The sequence below is a fragment of the Microbacterium sp. NPDC055442 genome, from assembly GCF_053644215.1.
On the sequence record NZ_JBSHLF010000002.1, the window covers coordinates 340368 to 359034 of the forward strand.

15 protein-coding genes are annotated in these 18667 nt (G+C 69.1%); 6 read left to right on the plus strand and 9 right to left on the minus strand.

Going from position 1 to position 18667, the window contains the following annotated elements; translation table 11 throughout:
* Position 1 precedes the first annotated feature (1 nt).
* Positions 2-1120, minus strand: coding sequence for an alkaline phosphatase family protein (locus ACWIBS_RS06080; RefSeq protein WP_376125782.1), 1119 nt, complete (start codon positions 1118-1120; stop codon positions 2-4).
* A 69-nt stretch (positions 1121-1189) separates the two neighbouring features.
* On the opposite strand from ACWIBS_RS06080, the gene ACWIBS_RS06085 reads away from it, so the two are divergent.
* Positions 1190-3649: a DNA gyrase/topoisomerase IV subunit A gene (locus ACWIBS_RS06085; protein ID WP_376125780.1), complete on the plus strand. Its 2460-nt coding sequence runs from the start codon at positions 1190-1192 to the stop codon at positions 3647-3649.
* 262 nt (positions 3650-3911) lie between these two features.
* On the opposite strand, the gene ACWIBS_RS06090 is transcribed toward ACWIBS_RS06085, so the two are convergent.
* The gene (locus tag ACWIBS_RS06090) at positions 3912-4202 is read right to left on the minus strand and encodes a GIY-YIG nuclease family protein (protein ID WP_376125777.1); all 291 of its coding nucleotides are present in this window, start codon (positions 4200-4202) and stop codon (positions 3912-3914) included.
* A 286-nt stretch (positions 4203-4488) separates the two neighbouring features.
* Entirely contained in the window at positions 4489-6582 is a 2094-nt protein-coding gene (locus ACWIBS_RS06095; protein WP_376125774.1) for a DNA gyrase/topoisomerase IV subunit B, read from the minus strand.
* Positions 6583-6751: 169 nt separating this feature from the next.
* Between ACWIBS_RS06095 and ACWIBS_RS06100 the strand changes: the two genes are divergently transcribed.
* Positions 6752-6976 carry a DUF7455 domain-containing protein gene (locus tag ACWIBS_RS06100; protein ID WP_376125771.1) on the plus strand — a complete coding sequence of 75 codons (225 nt, stop codon included), beginning with the start codon at positions 6752-6754 and terminating at the stop codon, positions 6974-6976.
* A 13-nt stretch (positions 6977-6989) separates the two neighbouring features.
* On the opposite strand, the gene ACWIBS_RS06105 is transcribed toward ACWIBS_RS06100, so the two are convergent.
* From ACWIBS_RS06105 to ACWIBS_RS06120, 4 genes are all read right to left on the minus strand, one after another.
* On the minus strand, positions 6990-7745 hold the full coding sequence (locus tag ACWIBS_RS06105; protein WP_376125769.1) for a glutamine amidotransferase: 756 nt from the start codon (positions 7743-7745) through the stop codon (positions 6990-6992).
* Positions 7742-9049: a MurT ligase domain-containing protein gene (locus ACWIBS_RS06110; RefSeq protein ID WP_376125766.1), complete on the minus strand. Its 1308-nt coding sequence runs from the start codon at positions 9047-9049 to the stop codon at positions 7742-7744. Before ACWIBS_RS06110 ends, ACWIBS_RS06105 begins: the two co-directional genes overlap by 4 nt.
* Positions 9046-10383 (minus strand): RNA polymerase sigma factor, encoded by a 1338-nt coding sequence (locus ACWIBS_RS06115; protein ID WP_376125763.1) that lies wholly within the window; start codon positions 10381-10383, stop codon positions 9046-9048. Before ACWIBS_RS06115 ends, ACWIBS_RS06110 begins: the two co-directional genes overlap by 4 nt.
* 231 nt (positions 10384-10614) lie before the next feature.
* On the minus strand, positions 10615-11535 hold the full coding sequence (locus ACWIBS_RS06120; RefSeq protein ID WP_376125760.1) for a proteasome assembly chaperone family protein: 921 nt from the start codon (positions 11533-11535) through the stop codon (positions 10615-10617).
* Positions 11536-11619: 84 nt separating this feature from the next.
* On the opposite strand from ACWIBS_RS06120, the gene ACWIBS_RS06125 reads away from it, so the two are divergent.
* From ACWIBS_RS06125 to sucB, 3 genes are all read left to right on the plus strand, one after another.
* A complete protein-coding gene (locus tag ACWIBS_RS06125; RefSeq protein ID WP_376125757.1) occupies positions 11620-13092 on the plus strand; it encodes a leucyl aminopeptidase in 1473 nt (490 codons plus the stop codon).
* Complete coding sequence (gene lpdA, locus ACWIBS_RS06130) at positions 13089-14462, plus strand: dihydrolipoyl dehydrogenase (protein ID WP_376125755.1); 1374 nt, start codon at positions 13089-13091, stop codon at positions 14460-14462. The genes ACWIBS_RS06125 and lpdA overlap by 4 nt, the downstream gene beginning before the upstream one ends.
* Positions 14463-14526: 64 nt before the next feature.
* Positions 14527-16254 (plus strand): 2-oxoglutarate dehydrogenase, E2 component, dihydrolipoamide succinyltransferase, encoded by a 1728-nt coding sequence (gene sucB / locus ACWIBS_RS06135; protein ID WP_376125752.1) that lies wholly within the window; start codon positions 14527-14529, stop codon positions 16252-16254.
* Between the two features lie 12 nt (positions 16255-16266).
* Here the strand turns inward: sucB and ACWIBS_RS06140 are convergent, their stop codons facing one another.
* Positions 16267-17610 carry a hypothetical protein gene (locus tag ACWIBS_RS06140; protein WP_376125750.1) on the minus strand — a complete coding sequence of 448 codons (1344 nt, stop codon included), beginning with the start codon at positions 17608-17610 and terminating at the stop codon, positions 16267-16269.
* Positions 17611-17732: 122 nt separating this feature from the next.
* Here ACWIBS_RS06140 and ACWIBS_RS06145 point away from each other — a divergent pair, with 122 nt between their 5' ends.
* Positions 17733-18440: a DUF4191 domain-containing protein gene (locus tag ACWIBS_RS06145; protein WP_376125747.1), complete on the plus strand. Its 708-nt coding sequence runs from the start codon at positions 17733-17735 to the stop codon at positions 18438-18440.
* Between the two features lie 6 nt (positions 18441-18446).
* Here ACWIBS_RS06145 and ACWIBS_RS06150 read toward each other — a convergent pair.
* Positions 18447-18667, minus strand: a 221-nt coding sequence (locus ACWIBS_RS06150; RefSeq protein ID WP_376125744.1) for a hypothetical protein, incomplete at its 5' end; no start/stop codon positions are given.

Below are 18667 nucleotides of genomic sequence, written 5' to 3' on the forward strand. Positions count from 1 at the left end.
CTCAGGCGTACGCGCCGAGCTTCAGCAGAGGCACGATGCGTTCTTCGTTCGTGAGCGAGCCGTGCTGTCCCACCATCTTCTGCGGCGCCTTGTCGTCGACGCGGTCGTCGTAGTACGCGATGCCGGACCGTGCGGCGACGAGGACATCGCCGATCCGCGGCGCGACGTCGGGCGAGACGCTGCCGAACAGTCCCGCGTCGATCGCCTCGGTGCGTGAGAGCACCCACGAGCGTCCGCCCTCGGCCTGCCGCCAGGTATCGAGCACGTCCGCGGCGGCACCGTCTTCGGCATAGAGGTGCAGCATCCGCGGCTCTCCGCCGATGAGGCGGACGCCGTCGAGGTGCGCGTCGCCGTCGGCCAGAAGAATCTGACGGTGCCGCGGCACATCGACCATGCCGTGGTCGGCTGTCACGACGATCCCCGTCTGCGGGTCCGCCGCCGCGGCGAGCGTCCGCGCGGCGGCGTCGACGCGTTCGAGGGCGCCGATCCATTCGTCGGACTGCCATCCGCGTTTATGACCGATGGCGTCGAGGTCATTCGCATAGAGGTAGATGAACGAGCCGGGATGCCGCGCCGCAAGGTCGGTGGCCCGTTCGACCCGCGCCGTCAGATCGTTCTCGCCGACGAACTGCGCCTCGCCCATCGTGGCCTCGGTGAATCCGGTGCCGGCGTACTCGGACTTCGACACGACGAAGCAGGGGCGGTCGGCGTGGCGGGCGACGAGGCGCTCCGCGCGCTGCCAGCTCTGCGGCAGCTCGTCGGTGTCCCAGCCGCGCAGCTGATTGACGACGTCGTCCGTGCCGGGGATGCGCGCACGGTAGCCGACGATGCCGTGGACCCCCGCCGGTGCGCCCGTCAGCAGGCTCGTGAGCGCTGTCGCCGTCGTCGAGGGGAACACGGTGCGAGCGACGTCCTTCTTCGTGCCGGACTGCGCGAGGAACCGCGCGTGGCCCGCCCGCGCGGTGAGAGAGGACGCACCGAGGCCGTCGACGACGAAGACGATGGCACTCGTCGCCGGAGCGAACCACTCAGATCGACTTTCGAGCGAAGCGAAAAGCTGCGGCACGACACCGGTGAGGCTTCGAGCGTGGGGCGGGTCCGCGGGTAGGCTGAGTGACATCCGGGTCAGTCTCGCACATGCGCAGAAGGCCCTCTCCGGACCGCCGTCACCCGAGGTCGCACCCGCACCATGCCCGCATCCCGCTCCGCCGCCATCCCCGCCGATCACGGACGCATCGAGGACATCGACGTCTCGACCGAGATGCAGACGTCGTTCCTGGAGTACGCGTACTCGGTGATCTACTCGCGGGCCCTGCCCGACGCCCGCGACGGTCTCAAGCCGGTGCAGCGCCGCATCCTCTATCAGATGGCCGACATGGGGCTGCGCCCGGACCGCGGACACGTCAAGAGCGCGCGTGTCGTCGGCGAGGTCATGGGCAAGCTCCACCCGCACGGTGACGCGCCCATCTACGACGCCCTCGTCCGACTCGCGCAGTCGTTCTCGCTGCGCGTCCCGCTCGTCGACGGGCATGGCAACTTCGGCTCGCTCGATGACGGCCCCGCCGCCGCGCGGTACACCGAGGCGCGCCTCGCACCCGCGGCCCTCGCCCTCACCGAGAATCTCGACGAAGACGTCGTCGACTTCATCCCGAACTACGACGGCCAGTTCCAGCAGCCCGAAGTGCTGCCGGCCGCGTTCCCGAACCTGCTCGTCAACGGCACGACCGGCATCGCCGTCGGCATGGCGACGAACATGGCCCCCCACAATCTCATCGAGGTCGTGGGGGCCGCGGTCCACCTGCTCGACAACCCCGATGCGAGCGTCGAGGACCTCATGGAGTTCGTCCCCGGGCCGGATCTGCCCGGCGGCGGGATCATCGTCGGACTCGACGGCATCAAAGACGCCTACGCCAAGGGCCGGGGCAGCTTCCGCACGCGCGCCAAGGTCTCGGTCGAGTCGCTCGGCCCGCGTCGCACCGGCCTCATCGTGACCGAGCTGCCGTATCTCGTCGGCCCGGAGCGCGTGATCGAGAAGATCAAGGATGCCGTGCAGGCCAAGAAGCTGCAGGGCATCGCCGACGTCACCGACCTGACCGACCGGCACAACGGCCTGCGTCTGGTCATCAGCATCAAGACGGGTTTCGATCCCGACGCCGTGCTGCAGCACCTCTACCGGCTGACGCCGCTCGAGGACTCGTTCAGCATGAACAACGTCGCGCTCGTCAAAGGGCAGCCGCAGACGCTCGGGCTGAAGGAGATGCTGCGGGTGTACCTCGATCACCGCATCGAGGTCGTCACGCGACGCAGCCGGTATCGGCTCGAGCGCCGCAAGGAGCGGCTGCACCTCGTCGAGGGTCTGCTCATCGCGATCCTCGACATCGACGAAGTCATCCAGGTCATCCGCGCCTCCGACGACAGCGAGCAGGCGCGCACGCGTCTGCAAGAGGTCTTCGACCTGTCGCAGCTGCAGGCCGAATACATCCTCGAGCTGCGTCTGCGTCGCCTCACGAAGTTCTCGCGCGTCGAGCTCGAGGGCGAGCGCGACGCGCTCAAGACCGAGATCGCCGCGCTGGAAGAGCTGCTCGCGAGCGACGTTCTGCTGCACGCGCAGGTGGCGCGCGAGCTCGATGCGGCGGCCGAGACCTTCGGCACGCCGCGGCGCACCCTCTTGCTCAACGGTGGGCCGGTGGCCCCGCGATCCCGGTCGGCCGCCGCGGCGGCGGACCTTCAGATCGCGGATGCCCCGTGTCGTGTCCTCCTCTCCGCCACGGGCCGGATGGTGCGCGCCGAGCTGGCTGCCGAGACTCCCGGAGGCGGCATCGTGCCGCCGGGGCGTCGCTCGAAGCACGACGCGATCCGTTCAGCCGTCGATGCGACGACCCGCGGCGACCTGGGCGCGGTCACCAGCACCGGTCGTCTGGTGCGCTTCTCTCCCGTCGACCTGCCGTCCGTCCCGGGCAACTCGGTGCAGCTCGCCGCAGGCACGAAGGCGGATCAGTACCTGGGCCTCGCATCGGGTGAGCACGTCATCGCGATCGTGCCGCTCGTGGACTCCCCCGCCGTCGCTCTCGGGACCGCGCAGGGCGTCGTCAAGCGCGTCGCCGCGAGCGAACTCGCGAACAAGCCCGACATCGACATCATCGCGCTCAAGCCGGGTGACCGCGTCGTCGGCGCGGCGCCGGCGCCCGACGACGCCGAACTCGTCTTCGTGACGAGCGATGCACAGCTGCTGCGGTTCGAGGCGTCTTCCGTGCGGCCGCAGGGCCGTGGTGCCGGTGGGATGGCCGGCATCCGGGTCTCGGCCGGTGCGAGCGTCGTGTTCTTCGGCGTCGTCGATGCCGCGGCATCCGACGTGAGCGTCGTGACGATCGCCGGAAGCAACGACGCCCTGTTCGGTGCCGAATCCGGCACGGGCAAGGTCTCATCGTTCGAGGAGTACCCCGCCAAGGGTCGCGGAACCGGGGGCGTGCGCGCGCAGCGGTTCCTCAAAGGCGAAGACGCGCTCACTCTCGCGTGGGCCGGCGAAGACCCGCGTGCGGTGGGCTCCGACGGCGGCGTGCGAGCGCTTCCGCCGTCGGGTGCGAAACGTGACGCCTCGGGCATCCCGCTCGACGGCGTCGTCGGCGCCGTGGGATTCCCCATCCGCTGACCGCTCCCCCACCCCTCGCTCCCCGACCCGGACGACGGGTTCGTCCCTCACCCGCCCGGTCCCTGAGCCTGCCGAAGGGTCGTCGCCGGTCTGGTCCCTGCGCCTGCCGAAGGGTCGTCCCTCGTCCGGTCCCCGAGCCTGCCGAAGGGTCGTCGCCGGTCTGGTCCCTGAGCTTGCCGAAGGGTCGTCGCCGGTCTGGTCCCTGAGCTTGCCGAAGGGTCGTCGCCGGTCTGGTCCCTGAGCTTGCCGAAGGGTCGCTCCTCTACCTCGACCGCTTCCGCGACAACGCGGGTAGATCATCGAGGCGCCCCGCGATGAGAGCGATCTTCTTCGCGCGACTCCAGCCGTGCAGTTGGCGCTCGCGTCGATGGGCGTCGTCGATTCGTTCGTGGTGCTCGGCGTACACGAGCACGACCGGTCGCCGCTTGATCGTGTACCGAGCGGCGAGGTCCTCGTCATTGTTGTGTTCCCAGACGCGGGCCTCGGGCTCCTTCTTCGTGCTGCCGACATAGAGGCGGCCGTCGCGGCATTTCGCGATGTAAACGTGCGGCATGTGTCGATCGTGCCGCGGATCACCGTGGGCGGATGCTGCGGGTCAAGGCCGGTGGACGAAGAGCAGGATGCCGCGGGTGGGGAGGAACCGCTGGTGGCGACCCTTCGGCAAGCTCAGGGACCGGGGCCGGGCCAATGACGACCCTTCGGCAAGCTCAGGGGCCGGGGCCGGGTCAATGACGACCCTTCGGCAAGCTCAGGGGCCGAACGGCGACGACGCTTCGGCAGGCTCAGGGACCGGACGAGGGACGACGCTTCGGCGGGCTCAGGGGCCAGGGCGCGGCGGGTCAGGCGTCGATGCGCTCGCGGGCGAGACTGCCGCTCGAGTCGATGATGAACTCCTTGCGCGGTGCGACATCATTGCCCATGAGCAGTTCGAACACCGTCGAGGCCGCTTCCGCATCTTCCATGCGCACGCGACGCAGCGTCCGCCCTGCGCGGTCCATCGTCGTCGTCGCGAGCTGGTCGGCGTCCATCTCGCCCAGGCCCTTGTAGCGCTGGACGGGCTCCTGCCAGCGCTTGCCCGACTTCGTCAGCTTCGACAGGAGCGCGTGCAGCTCCTGCTCGGAGTAGGTGTAGATCGTGTCGTTCGGCTTCGATCCCGGGTTGACGACGACGACACGGTGCAGCGGTGGCACCGCGGCATAGACGCGGCCCTCGTCGATGAGCGGACGCATGTAGCGGAAGAACAGCGTCAGCAGCAGCGTGCGGATGTGCGCGCCGTCGACATCGGCATCGCTCATCAGGATGACCTTGCCGTACCGTGCCGCGTCGATGTCGAACGAGCGGCCGGACCCGGCGCCGATGACCTGCAGGATGGCGGCGCATTCGGCGTTGCCCAGCATGTCCGCGACCGAGGCTTTCTGGACGTTGAGGATCTTGCCGCGGATCGGCAGCAGCGCCTGGTATTCGCTGTTGCGGGCGAGTTTGGCCGTGCCGAGCGCGGAATCGCCCTCGACGATGAACAGTTCGGATGCCGAGACGTCGTTCGTGCGGCAATCGGCGAGCTTGACCGGCAGTGACGACGACTCGAGCGCGTTCTTGCGTCGCTGGGTCTCTTTGTGTGCGCGCGCCGAGAGGCGGGCCTTCATCTCGGAGACGACCTTTTCCAGCAGCAGCGCGCTCTGCGCCTTGTCGTCGCGCTTGGTCGACGAGAACTTCGCGGTGAGCTGCTTCGTGACGACGTTCGCCACGATCTGCCGCACGGCCGGCGTGCCGAGCACCTCTTTGGTCTGTCCTTCGAACTGCGGTTCGGCCAGGCGCACCGTCAGCACGACCGTGAGGCCCGCGAGGATGTCGTCCTTCTCGATCTTGTCGTTGCCGACCTTGAGGCGACGTGCGTTCTGTTCGATCTGCGAGCGGAGGACCTTGACGAGTCCGGTTTCGAATCCCGCCTGGTGGGTTCCGCCTTTCGGCGTCGCGATGATGTTGACGAACGATCGGTTCACCGTCTCGTAGCCCGTGCCCCACCGCAGTGCGATGTCGACGTGACACGTGCGCTGCAGTTCGGTGGGCACCATCGCGCCGGTCTTCTGCAGGACCGGCACGGTTTCGGTGAATTCACCGTCACCGGTCAGCCGCCACGTGTCGGTGATGGGTGTGTCGGGCGCGAGGAAATCGGCGAACTCGGAGATGCCGCCGTCGAACCGATAGGACGTCACGACGGGTTCGCCGTCGGCGGTGGCGGCGACGGTCGACGGGCGCTCGTCGCGGATGACGATCTCGAGCCCCGGGACGAGGAAAGCGGTCTGTCGCGCGCGCTGCTCGAGCTCGACCAGGTTGAATGCGGCGTCCTTCGTGAAGATCTGGCCGTCCGCCCAGTAGCGGATGCGGGAGCCCGTCACGCCCTTCGGTGCGCGTCCGACGACACGCAGCTCGGAGCTCTTCTCGAAGGGCGTGAAGACCGAGGTCGGTTCGGGGCCCGAGAAGATGCCGGGCTCGCCCCGGTGGAACGACATCGCCCACGTCTTGCCACCGCGGTCGACTTCGACATCGAGACGCTCGGACAGGGCGTTGACCACCGATGCGCCGACGCCGTGCAGCCCACCCGAGGCGGAATACGACCCCCCGCCGAACTTGCCGCCGGCGTGCAGCTTCGTGAAGACGACCTCGACGCCCGACAGTCCCGTCCGAGGTTCGATATCGACGGGGATGCCGCGTGCGCGGTCGCGCACCTCGACACTGCCGTCGGCGTGCAGCACGATCTCGATGTGCGAGCCATGCCCCGCGAGGGCTTCGTCGACCGAGTTGTCGATGATCTCCCACAGGCAGTGCATGAGACCGCGCGAGTCGGTCGAGCCAATATACATGCCGGGCCGTTTGCGGACTGCTTCGAGGCCTTCGAGCACCTGGAGGTGATGGGCGGAGTACTCAGCAGTCACAATCCTCAAGGGTATCCGCGCCCGGCGACAGCGGGCCCGGGACACACGGCAGCCCCGCGGTCCGTACGCGGACAGCGAACGACGACCGGTTCCGGGCATTCCCTGCCGGAACCCATGGTTGTATTTCTCAGACCAGCTGTCGGCTCTGCATACCCGAGGAGGAACCGAGATGACCACGCTTTCGACACCTGCCGAGAACACGGCCGTCCTCGAGCACCGCCTCACTGCGATCGACCGGTGCGATTCGTGCGGCGCTCAGGCTTACATCGCCGCCGAGGTGAACGGCACCGAGATGCTCTTCTGCGCCCACCACGGGCGCAAGTACGAAGAGAAGCTGCGCGCCGTCGCCACGTCGTGGCACGACGAGACCGCGCGGCTCGACGAAACCCGCTGAGGACGCGCTCGGTTCAGAGCTGGATGGCTGTGAACTGAGCGTTCCGTGCGTGACGCTCGATCGCTGCACGGGCGAGATCGGCATGCTGATCGAGGGTCGAGTGTTCGGCAGCGACGACGTATTCCGCTCCCGCACGCGCCGCGGCGCGGCGGAGGAGCGCGTCGGCGAGCTGCGGATTGAGCGGCAGCACGGGGCCCTGCACGTTCGTGGCATAGAGTCCCTCGACGCGGAGAGTCTCGCCGCCGCCCGCGACACCGCCCCGACCTGACACGACGGTTCCGTAACGCGCATCCGCCGGTGCTGCCGGGAGCAGCGTCCACTCCGACGCATGGTCTTCGAATCCGACGAGACGACCATCGGGAGTGTCCGCCACGATGTACCCGACGCGGCGGGTGCGCGTGCGCGCGACGCGGGCAGGAATCAGGCCCAGGCCTTCCAGCCGCGAGTCATCGAGCAGGTCGATCCCGTCGCTGAGCAGCTCGGCGCCGCCGCCGACGCACAGGATCGCCGTGCCGTCGGAGTGTTGCGCCGTGATCCACTCGCGTCGGGCGAGCAGGTCGGCATGCACTGTGCGCATGGCGGAGAGCGGACCGTTGCCGATCACGATCGCATCGGCGTGCTCGGGGGCGGGGTCGCCGATGCCGACGCGCGTCACCTCCGGTGTCAGACCCGCGAAGCGCGCACGTGTCGCGAGCACGTCGACGTTGCCGCGGTCTCCGGTCACACCGAGGAGATCGGGATACAGCTGCACGATCGTGAGCGTCGTCATCGCCGGGCCACTTCCTGGTCGCCGTAGCCGAGCACACGGCGACCGCTCATCATGAGTTCGTAGTTGACGAACCAGACCTGACGTCGCGTCGCCGTTTCGGGGAATGCGCGCATGAGCTGCACCGCCTTCTCCATGTCGGGCTCGACGACGCCGATCGGGATACCCGCATAGGCGAGCCGGGTCGCGATCTGGTGGGCCTTCTCGCCCGTCACGACATCGACGTGGTCGAACGCGGACAGATCGACGTCGTACAGCCACGAGATGTCCGGTGTGCCCTCGTCGATCGCCATCAGGACGCGCTCCGGCGCCCCGTCGAGGGCGTCGACGTTGAGCTGCAGGCTCGGTCCGTTCTTGAACATGACGAACTCGACCTGCTCGCCTGCCGGGTCGCGACGCAGCGGCACGAGCTCGCCGCGCCCGTAGGCGGGTGCCATCCGCGCGAAGCCCGCCGACGCGGCATCCGCGTGGAAGCGATCGCCGAGCACGTGCAGGGCGACGCTCGCGGCGGCCGCTGCGTCGACAGCGTAGTGCAGACCGCGCGCGGGGAGCGTGATGCGGATGCGCTCGCCCGCGAGATCCAGCTCGACGTCGCGCCCTGCGATGGACACGACCTCGGACTCGTACACGCGCTGGTGCGTGCCGGCGACGCCGCTGCGCGTGTCGATCGCGTTCACGAGCCCGTGGGCCGATGCGGCGACGACCTCGGCGGAGGCGCCGAAGAACGATGCGGGTGCCCGCAGCGAGGACTCGTCGACCTTGCTCAGGTAGGGATCGTCGCCGTTGACGACGACGCGCACCGAGGCGCGCGTCGCGGCGTCGAGCATCATGTCGGCGACGCGTTCGGTCTCATAGAAGCGGTACAGCTGGTCGACCTGGACGTTGAGGGCCAGGATGACGCGTGGGCCGAGGATGTCCGCCAACTCGGACGCGAAGCCCTCGTCGACCTCGAGCACGGCGACATCGGCGCGCACCTTCCCGGTGAGCGTCGCATCGGCCAGCAGGGCGCTCGTGACGCCCTGCGGCAGGTTCGCGCCGGTCGGGTTGGTGAAGACCGTCAGTCCGTGAGCCCGCAGGATCTCGCTGATCATGTGGGTCGTGGTCGTCTTGCCGTTCGAGCCGAGCACGAAGACGACGCCGTACGGGAACTGCCCGCCCAGCGTGTTCAGAAGCGTCGGCGCCAGCCGATTCGCGACGTACCCGGGGAACGCCGACCCGCCGCCGCGCAAGCGCGTCGCGAACCGCGCGAGCTTGCCGGCGACGATCGCCGGAACGTACCGGAGGCCGCTGCCGTGGCGCGGGCTCACTCGAGATAGTCCCGCAGCGACTGCGAACGGCTCGGGTGACGCAGCTTGGCCATCGTCTTGGACTCGATCTGACGGATGCGCTCGCGCGTCACGCCGAAGGTGTCGCCGATCTGGTCGAGGGTCTTGGGCTGGCCGTCGCCGAGTCCGAAGCGCATGCGGATGACGCCCGCTTCGCGCTCGGACAGCGAGTCGAGGAGAGACTCGAGCTGACGCTGCAGCATCGTGAAGCCCACCGCATCCGCCGGGACGACCGCTTCGGTGTCCTCGATCAGGTCACCGAACTCGCTGTCGCCGTCTTCGCCGAGGGGGGTGTGCAGCGAGATCGGCTCACGGCCGTACTTCTGCACCTCGACGACCTTCTCGGGCGTCATGTCGAGTTCGCGGCTGAGCTCTTCGGGCGTGGGCTCGCGACCGAGGTCCTGCAGCATCTGCCGCTGCACGCGGGCGAGCTTGTTGATGACCTCGACCATGTGCACGGGGATGCGGATGGTGCGCGCCTGGTCGGCCATCGCGCGGGTGATCGCCTGACGGATCCACCACGTCGCGTAGGTCGAGAACTTGAAGCCCTTCGTGTAGTCGAACTTCTCGACGGCACGGATGAGGCCCAGGTTGCCCTCCTGGATGAGGTCGAGGAACTGCATCCCGCGGCCCGTGTAGCGCTTCGCGAGCGAGACGACCAGTCGCAGGTTCGCACCCAGCAGGTGGCTCTTGGCGCGCTGTCCGTCGCGGGCGACCCACTGCAGGTCCAGTCCCAGTTGCGCCGACTTCTCGGCCGCCGACATGTGCGACAGCTTCTCTTCGGCGAACAGACCCGCCTCGATGCGCATCGCGAGCTCGACCTCTTCGGCCGCGTTCAGCAGCGGCACCTTGCCGATCTGCTTGAGGTAGTCCTTGACGGGGTCGGCGGTCGCGCCGGTGATCTGCGTCGAGTAGACCGGGACGTCCTCGTCGTCGGAGGACGAGATGACGATCGCGCCCGTGGGCAGCGGCTCGGTGAATGCCGGCGTCTTCGTCTCTTCTTCGTCGTCGTCGACGTCGTCGGTGTCTTCCGAAGCCTTGCCCTTGCCTGTGGCGAGCTTGGCGTCGACGTCGACCTCGGTCTCTTCGTCGATCTCGTCTTCGGTCTTGGCCGCCTTCTTCGGCGCGGCCTTCTTGAGAGCCGCCTTCTTCGCGGGAGCCTTGGTCGCGGGTGCCTTCGCCGCGGGCTTCTTCGCCGCGGGCTTCTTCGCCGCGGGCTTCTTCGCCGCAGCCTCCTGCTCGGCAGCAGTGGTCTCGTCCGACTCGACCGCCTTGGCGGCACTCGAGCGGGCTTTCGTGTTCGTGCCTGGAGTCACGTTCTGCCTTTCACCGGTGAGACCCGGAGGGGTCCGGCGCCGGTAGATTTCGGACACTAGTAAGACCCTTGTCAAGTCCGCGGCCCGACAGGGTGGGCCTGTGGGACGGTTGACAACGGGTCAATGCATCCAGTATCGCATACTCATCCCACGACATTCGTCCGCCGTGATAGGGGTGTGCAACAGGGTGCCCTTGGGTCAACCCCGAGGGGCCCCGAAGCATTCCCCGCGTCAGCCGCGTGTGTCGTCGTCGCCGCTCGGCCTACTTGCGAGGAAGCGCTCCAGTTCGGCGGCGAGCTCGTCGGCGCTGGGCAGATCGCCCGTGTGCACCATGGGCGCGGCGAGGGTCGAACCGGCCATATAGGCGTCGTAGCGCTCCTCGAGCGCCTGGAGCATGCGGGACAGCTCGTCGCTCGCGGCCACCTGCTCCTGCACGCGCGTGAGATAGTCGCGGTTCTCGTCGCGCAGATCGTCGCCGGCGAAGACGAGGCCCGTCGCGACGGTGAGGCTGTCGAGTGCCGCCAGGGCCGCGGCGGGGTACTCCGTATCTCCGAGGTAGTGCGGCACGAGCAGCACGAAGCCGGCGACGCGGGCCCCGGCCTCGGCGAACCGGTACTCCAACAGGTGCCCGGCCGTCGCCGGGACCTGCGTGTGCGGCTGCCAGACCGAGTGCGCCTCCGTCAGATCTTTCCGCGTGCCGCTCACGGTCGTGCCGATCGGGCGCGTGTGCGGCACGGGCATGGGGATCGCGTGCACCCAGGTGACGGATGCCACGGAGTACTCGTGCGCCAGCGCGACGACGGCCGTCGCGAAGGCCTCCCACGAGAAATCGGGCTCGTAGCCCGAAAGCAGCAGGAACGGTTGGCCGAGCGTGTCATGCGCGAGCGAGAGCTCGAGCCGCGCCGGACGGTAGTCCGTCAGATGGTCCTGTTCGAACGAGATGATGGGGCGCCGCGCCCGGTAGTCGAGCAGCGCGTCGTTGAGGAACACCGCGATCGGGATCGGCTGCAGGGTGTCGCGGAAGTGGTCGACGACCTGACCGACCGCTCCGCCTGCGTCGGTGAAGCCGGTCAGCGCGATGACGAGCGGCAGGCTCGCCGGAACCGGCGGCGCCGATACCGAGCGCTCGAAGAGCGGACCGTGCGAGGGCATGCGTCCATGCTACGAGTCGCGTCCGACGCGCGGGTCGCGCCGATCCCGCTCACAGCGAACGCCGCCATCTCTAGGATGGAGGACATGTCGTTCCCCGACCTCGAATACCGCACCGATCCGATCCGAGAGGCCGACGCCGACGCCCTCCTCCTCGCACTTCCTCCTATAGAGGACGACGATGTGCTCTCCGACTGGCCGGGGCTCGCGCAGGCGTTGTCGTCCATCGGCTTCACGGGCGCTCCGGGCTCGTACGCCCGGGTCTCCGCTCCCGAGAGCACCAGCCTGCCGCTCGCGCTGGTGGGCACCGGGTCTGATCCGGATGCCGCCGCGCTGCGCGATGCGGTGGGCACCGGCATCCGCTCTCTCGTCGGATTCGAGCACGTCGCCGTCGCCGCGCCTCTCGCCGACCCGCAGCTGTGGTCCGCGGCAGCGGAGGGCGCCGGACTGGGCGGCTACCGCTTCAAGGGATACAAGTCCGAGGCGCCCAAGCCGCGTGCGTCGCGCGTCGTCGTGCACGGGACGGCCGAGGCCGAACCGGGAGAGATCGCCGACATCACGGCGATCGCCGATGCCGCGGCCCTCGTGAAGGACCTCGTCTCGATCCCCGCGGAATGGCTCGGTCCCGCTGACTTCGCGGAGCGCGCCGTCGCCGCCGTGGAAGGTCTCGGCGTATCGGTCGACGTGCTCGACGAAACCCAGCTCGCCGAAGGCGGGTACGGCGGCATCCTGGGCGTCGGACAGGGATCCGATCGTCCGCCCCGCCTCGTCCGGCTCGAGTACGCGCCCGAGGGCGCCGAGCGCCACGTGGCGCTGGTCGGTAAGGGCATCACGTTCGACACCGGCGGTCTCTCGCTCAAGCCGCCCGCGTCCATGGTGGGTATGAAGTACGACATGTGCGGCGCGGCGACGGTGCTCGCGGTACTGCGCGCGGTCGCGGCGATCGGTCTTCCCGTTCGAGTCAGCGCGTGGCTGTGCATCGCCGACAACATGCCGTCCGGCAGGGCAACGCGCCCGGGCGACGTGCTGCGCATGCTCGACGGGACGAGCGTCGAGGTCACCAACACCGACGCCGAGGGCCGTCTCGTCCTCGCGGACGGGCTCGTCGCCGCCAGCCGCACCCAGCCCGACGTGATCGTCGACGTCGCGACGCTGACCGGGGCGATCATCGTCGCGCTCGGCACGCGCCACACCGGCGTGATGGGCGATGACCAGGCGGTGGCGGACTACCTCGCGGCCGCCGCGGCCGTGGGCGAGCCCGCGTGGCAGCTGCCGCTGCCTGCACACATGGCCGAGGATCTCGACTCCCCCATCGCCGATATGCAGAACGCCAAGATCGGCGACCCCGCCGGTGGGTCGATGTTCGCAGGACTCTTCCTGCAGCGCTTCGTCGGACGCGTCGGCGACGACGCGGATGCGCCGCGCATTCCGTGGGTGCACCTGGACATCGCCGGCGTCGGCATGAACAAGGGCTCCGGCTACGGATTCACTGACAAGGGACCGACCGCCGCAACCGTGCGGTCGCTCATCCGCTTCATCGCGGGAGAGGGAACACGATGACTGACCACACTTTCGACCTCGTCGTCCTCGGTGGCGGCAGCGGCGGCTACGCCGCAGCGCTCCGGGCTGCCGAGCTCGGCAAGACCGTCGCCCTGATCGAGAAGGACAAGGTGGGCGGCACGTGCCTGCACCGCGGGTGCATCCCCACCAAAGCGCTGCTGCACGCCGCCGAAGTGGCCGACACGGCACGGGATGCCGCAAGCATGGGCGTGCGCGCGACGCTCGACGGCATCGACCCCGAGGGCGTGCGCGCCTACCGCGAGGGCATCGTCGCGAAGAAGTTCAAGGGGCTCGAGGGCCTCATCAAGGCGCGCGGCATCACGGTCGTCCCGGGAGAAGGACGCCTCGAGGCAGGACCGGCCGTCCGAGTCGGCGATGACCTCTACCGGGGCACCGATGTCGTGCTCGCCACCGGTTCCTACAGCCGCACGCTTCCCGGTCTCGAGATCGGCGGGCGCATCCTCACGAGCGAACAGGCTCTCGCGCTCGATGTGATCCCCGACCGCGTCATCATCCTCGGCGGCGGGGTCATCGGTGTCGAGTTCGCGAGCGTGTGGCGCTCGTTCGGCGTCGACGTGACGATCATCGAAGCGCTGGACCACCTCGTGCCCAACGAGGACATCGCCCTGAGCAAGGGCCTCGAGCGTGCGTTCCGTCGCCGAGGCATCGCCTACTCGCTGGGCGTCCGCTTCCAGTCCGCGACGCAGACCGACGACGCCGTGACGGTGACGCTCGAGAACGACAAGAGCTTCGAGGCCGACTACCTGCTCGTCGCCGTCGGACGCGGTCCTGCAACGGCGGGGCTCGGCTTCGAAGAGGCAGGACTGACGGTCGACCGCGGCTTCGTCGTGACCGACGAGCGTCTGCGCACGGGGGTGGCGAACGTGTGGGCCGTGGGCGACATCGTGCCGGGCCTGCAGCTCGCGCACCGCGGATTCCAGCAGGGGATCTTCGTCGCCGAGGAGATCGCCGGGCTCGAACCCGAAGTGATCCCCGACGTGCAGATCCCCAAGGTGACCTACTCGCACCCCGAGGTCGCCTCGGTCGGTCTGACCGAAGCGCAGGCGGTCGAGGCGCACGGTGCCGACGGGATCGTGTCATACGACTACAACCTCGCCGGAAACGGCAAGAGCGAGATCATCGGCACGGGCGGCCTCGTGAAGGTCGTCCGCCAGAAGGACGGCCCCATCGTCGGCGTGCACCTGCTCGGCGACCGCGTCGGCGAGCTGATCACCGAGGGTCAGCTCGCGGTGGGCTGGCAGGCGCACCCCGAAGACATCGCCCCCTTCATCCACGCCCATCCGACGCAGAGCGAGGCGCTCGGCGAAGCGTTCCTGGCTCTCGCGGGCAAACCGCTGCACGCGCTCTGACCTGCGCGCGCATCGGCATCACTAAGCTAGATACGACATCAGTCATCCTGAAGGAGACAAGCCCATGAGCACTTCCGTGGTCCTCCCCGCGCTCGGCGAGAGCGTCACCGAGGGAACGGTCACCCGCTGGCTCAAGAACGTCGGCGACACCGTAGAGGCGGACGAGGGATTGCTCGAGATCTCTACCGACAAGGTCGACACCGAGATCCCCTCCCCCGTCAGCGGCGTGATCGAAGAGATCCTCGTGCAAGAAGACGACACCGTCGAGGTGGGCGCTGTGCTCGCGAAGATCGGCGACGGTTCAGGAGCGGGATCCTCGGATGCCGCACCCGAAGCCGCTGCGCCGGCTGAGGAGCCCGCGCCCGAGCCGGCCGCACAAGAAGCCGCACCCGCCGAGGCCGCACCCGCTGAGGCCCCGGCCGCGGAGGCTCCCGCGCAGTCGGATGCCCCCGCCCAGGCGGCGTCCGAAGGCAAGCAGGTCGTGCTGCCGGAACTCGGCGAGAGCGTCACCGAGGGAACCGTTACCCGCTGGCTCAAGCAGGTCGGTGACGAGGTCGCCGTCGATGAGCCGCTGCTCGAGATCTCGACCGACAAGGTCGACACCGAGATCCCGTCCCCCTACGCCGGCGTGCTGCAGAAGGTGCTCGCGGAAGAGGACGAGACCGTCGAGGTGGGCGCCGTGCTCGCCGAGATCGGCGACGGTGCGAGCGCTGCCCCGGCCGACACGCCTGCCGCCCCCGAGCCCGAGGCGAAGCCCGAGCCCGCAGCGGCACCGGCCGCGCAGGCCGCTGCTCCGGCACCCGCCGCACAGGCCGCTGCTCCGGCACCCGCCGCACAGGCCGCTGCTCCGGCACCCGCCGCGCCTGCCCCCGCGGCAAGCACGGCCGACGCACCCGCGTATGTGACACCGCTCGTCCGCCGCCTCGCGCAGCAGCAGGGCGTGGACCTCTCGACGGTGACCGGCACGGGCGTCGGCGGACGCATCCGCAAGGAAGACGTGCTCAAGGCTGCCGAAGCTGCATCGAAGCCGGCCGCTGAGGCGCCCGCAGCCGCACCCGCTTCGCTCGAGGTCTCGCCTCTGCGCGGAACGACGCAGCCGATGTCTCGTCTGCGCAAGGTGCTTTCGGAGCGTGCTGTCGCCTCGATGCAGCAGACGGCGCAGCTGACGACGGTCGTCGAGGTCGACGTGACGAAGCTCGCCGCCTTCCGCGATCGCACGAAGGCCGACTTCCTCGCCAAGACGGGCGACAAGCTGTCGTTCCTGCCCTTCTTCGCCCTGGCGGCCGCGGAAGCACTGCAGGCCTACCCCGTCGTCAACTCGACGGTCGACGGCACCGACATCGTGTACCCGGCGTCCGAGAACCTCTCGATCGCCGTCGACACCGAGCGGGGTCTGCTCACGCCCGTCGTGCGCGACGCCGCGAGCAAGAACATCGCGCAGATCGCCCGCGAGATCGCCGATCTCGCAGCCCGCACGCGTGAGAACAAGCTCAAGCCCGATGAGCTCGCCGGCGGCACGTTCACGCTGACGAACACGGGATCGCGCGGGGCGCTCTTCGACACGCCCGTCGTGTTCCTTCCGCAGTCCGCGATCCTCGGCACCGGAATCGTCGTCAAGCGCCCCGGCCTTGTGACGGTCGACGGCAAGGACGCGATCGCGATCCGCTCGTACGTCTACCTCGCGCTGTCGTACGACCACCGCATCATCGACGGAGCCGACGCCGCCCGCTTCCTCGGGGCCGTCAAGTCCCGGCTCGAGGCGGCGGACTTCGAGGGCCAGCTCGGCGCCTGATCTGACGCATCCTCATGGCTGTTGCGCGGCGTAGACGTCGCGCAACAGCCATGAGTCGTCTGTGCGCTGGATGACCACGAGTTGAGACGCCTCGTCCGGTGCGTCGACTCTCAGCACGGCCACACCTCCGAAGTCGTCGAGCAGCGTGACGCTGCGGTCGCTCGCGTTGCGGTCGATGGGCCCGGCGGAGAACGTCGCGCGCGGATCCGTCTGCACCTCGGTGAGGCATTCCACCGACGAGCCGCAGGCGTCGCGCGCGGTCAGAAGGCGGGCCAGGACCGAGGCGTGATCGTCGCCCGCGCTCTCGGGCGGTGATGTGCTCTCTTCTGACGGCGGCGCGCTCTCGAGAGACGGGGCTTCGCCCGTATCGGCCGTCTCGACGACCTCGCCCGTCTCGATGACGTCGGCCATCTCTGCCGCGGGCGTGTTCGCCGCGACGGGCTCGGCGTCACCGGGCCAGAAGGCACCGACGGCGATGACAAGGCCCGCGACGCCGGCGGCAACGGCCCACGGCCGCCCGTGCGTGCGGGTGCCGCGTTCGCGCCATCGCCGCCATACTCGCGTCGTCGTGCGCGACACGAGGTCGGAGACGTCGGCGTCGACGTGTCGGGCGAGACTGTCGAAGAGGGTGCCTCGCTCACGTGCCTCGGCCGGTGTCGTGACGGAGCGCTCGCGCGCTGTCGATGACGCTTCCGAACGCCACGACGCGGACGGCGCAGCGAGGACCGCGTCGCCGAGCGGCTCGGGTCGGGCCAGTGCGAACAGCTCGTCTTCGAGCCGTGCGACGGCGGGATCGGTGAGCGCGCGGGTGGTGATGGTCTCGATCAGGTCGTGCCAGACGGGGGACGACGGCTCGGCGAGCTCGTCGAGCAGTCGGGTCGAGGCCTCGACCGCGTCGTCGGAGGAGAGCCCGGTCGCCAGCACGGGCCTGCCGGCGTCGGTCAGCCACCACTCCCCTGTCACCGACGCTTCGTCGAGCGTGCGAGGGATCCGAGCAAGCTCGGCGATACCGCGCAGCACGCTGACGGCGATCGTCACCCGCTCGCCGTTCGTGAGCTCGACACGTGCTTCGCGTCGGCGACGAAGCGCGTCCGCCACGCGGCGCGGGCACGCCGGAAGGACGACGTCATGGCCATCCGTGCGGCGCGCGATATCGAGGCAGGCGAGCACGTGACCGCCTTCCGAGGCATGCCACCCCGGCCACGAGTCGTCGAACACCGAGGCATCGGTGAGCACGCGCGATCGTCCGTCGGCAAGACGCACGAGGGTACCCGGCCACGGCGCGTCCACGCCCGCCGTCACACGTCGCACGACGCGGTAGGGCTCGAGCAGGCGCTCGTTCGCGGCGGTCGGCATACGAGAAGTGTGTCCTGCGATCGGATGACGCCGAGGGGCGAGCGGAGCATCTGTGGGTGATGCGCCGGTCGATCGGGTTGGGGAGGAACGGTCACAGGAGCGGAAAAGGTAGGCTGGGTCTCATGGCCCGCAGTACCGCTCCCGAGAAGCGGCCCGGCTTCTTCTCGCAGATCCGCACCCTCTACGTCTTCACACAGAAGGCGTTCCGGTGGCTTCCCTTCCTCCTCGTCGGCATTCTGCTGGTGGGCATCGGAATCGGCGTCACCGTCGGACTCCTCATCCCTCCGACGGCAGTCTGGAGTGTCATCCTGTGGGGTGTCACGGGACTCATGTTCGGCATCCTGGGCTCGCTCATGGTGATGACGCGGTTGTCGACACGCGCGATGTACACGCGACTCGACGGGATGCCGGGGGCCGCGGGCCACGTCATCTCGACGTCGCTCGGGCGCAAGTGGCAGGCCAGCGAGATGCCCGTCGGAGTGAACCCGAAGACGCAGGAGGCCGTGTTCCGCGCGATCGGCCGCGGAGGCGTCGTCATCATCGGCGAAGGTGCCCGCGGGCGCCTCACGCGCCTTGTGAACGACGAGCGCATGAAGGTGCAGCGCGTCGCCTCGGGCGTGCCGATCACGGTGCTCTACGTGGGCCACGGTGAAGACGAAGTGCCCATCAGCAAGCTGGCGCCGACCATCAAGTCGCTGCCGAAGTCGATCGATCGGGCGACGATGGCCGCTGTCATCAAGCGTGTCGATTCGGTGTCGCAGTCGCTCGCCTCGCTGCCGATCCCCAAGGGGATCGACCCCACGAAGGCCCGGGCGCCGCGCCCGCGCTGACGAGCGTCAGGCGCGGACCAGCACCGTGCCCGCTGCTTTGTCGAGCCGCGTCGGCGAGAGATCGAGTAGCCGCGAATGCGGCGTATCGAGATCCGTGTGGGGTGGGTCAGGCGCGGATGAGCACCGTGCCCGCTGCTTTGTCGAGCCGCGTCGGCGAGAGATCGAGTAGCCGCGAATGCGGCGTATCGAGATCCGTGTGGGGTGGGTCAGGCGCGGATGAGCACCGT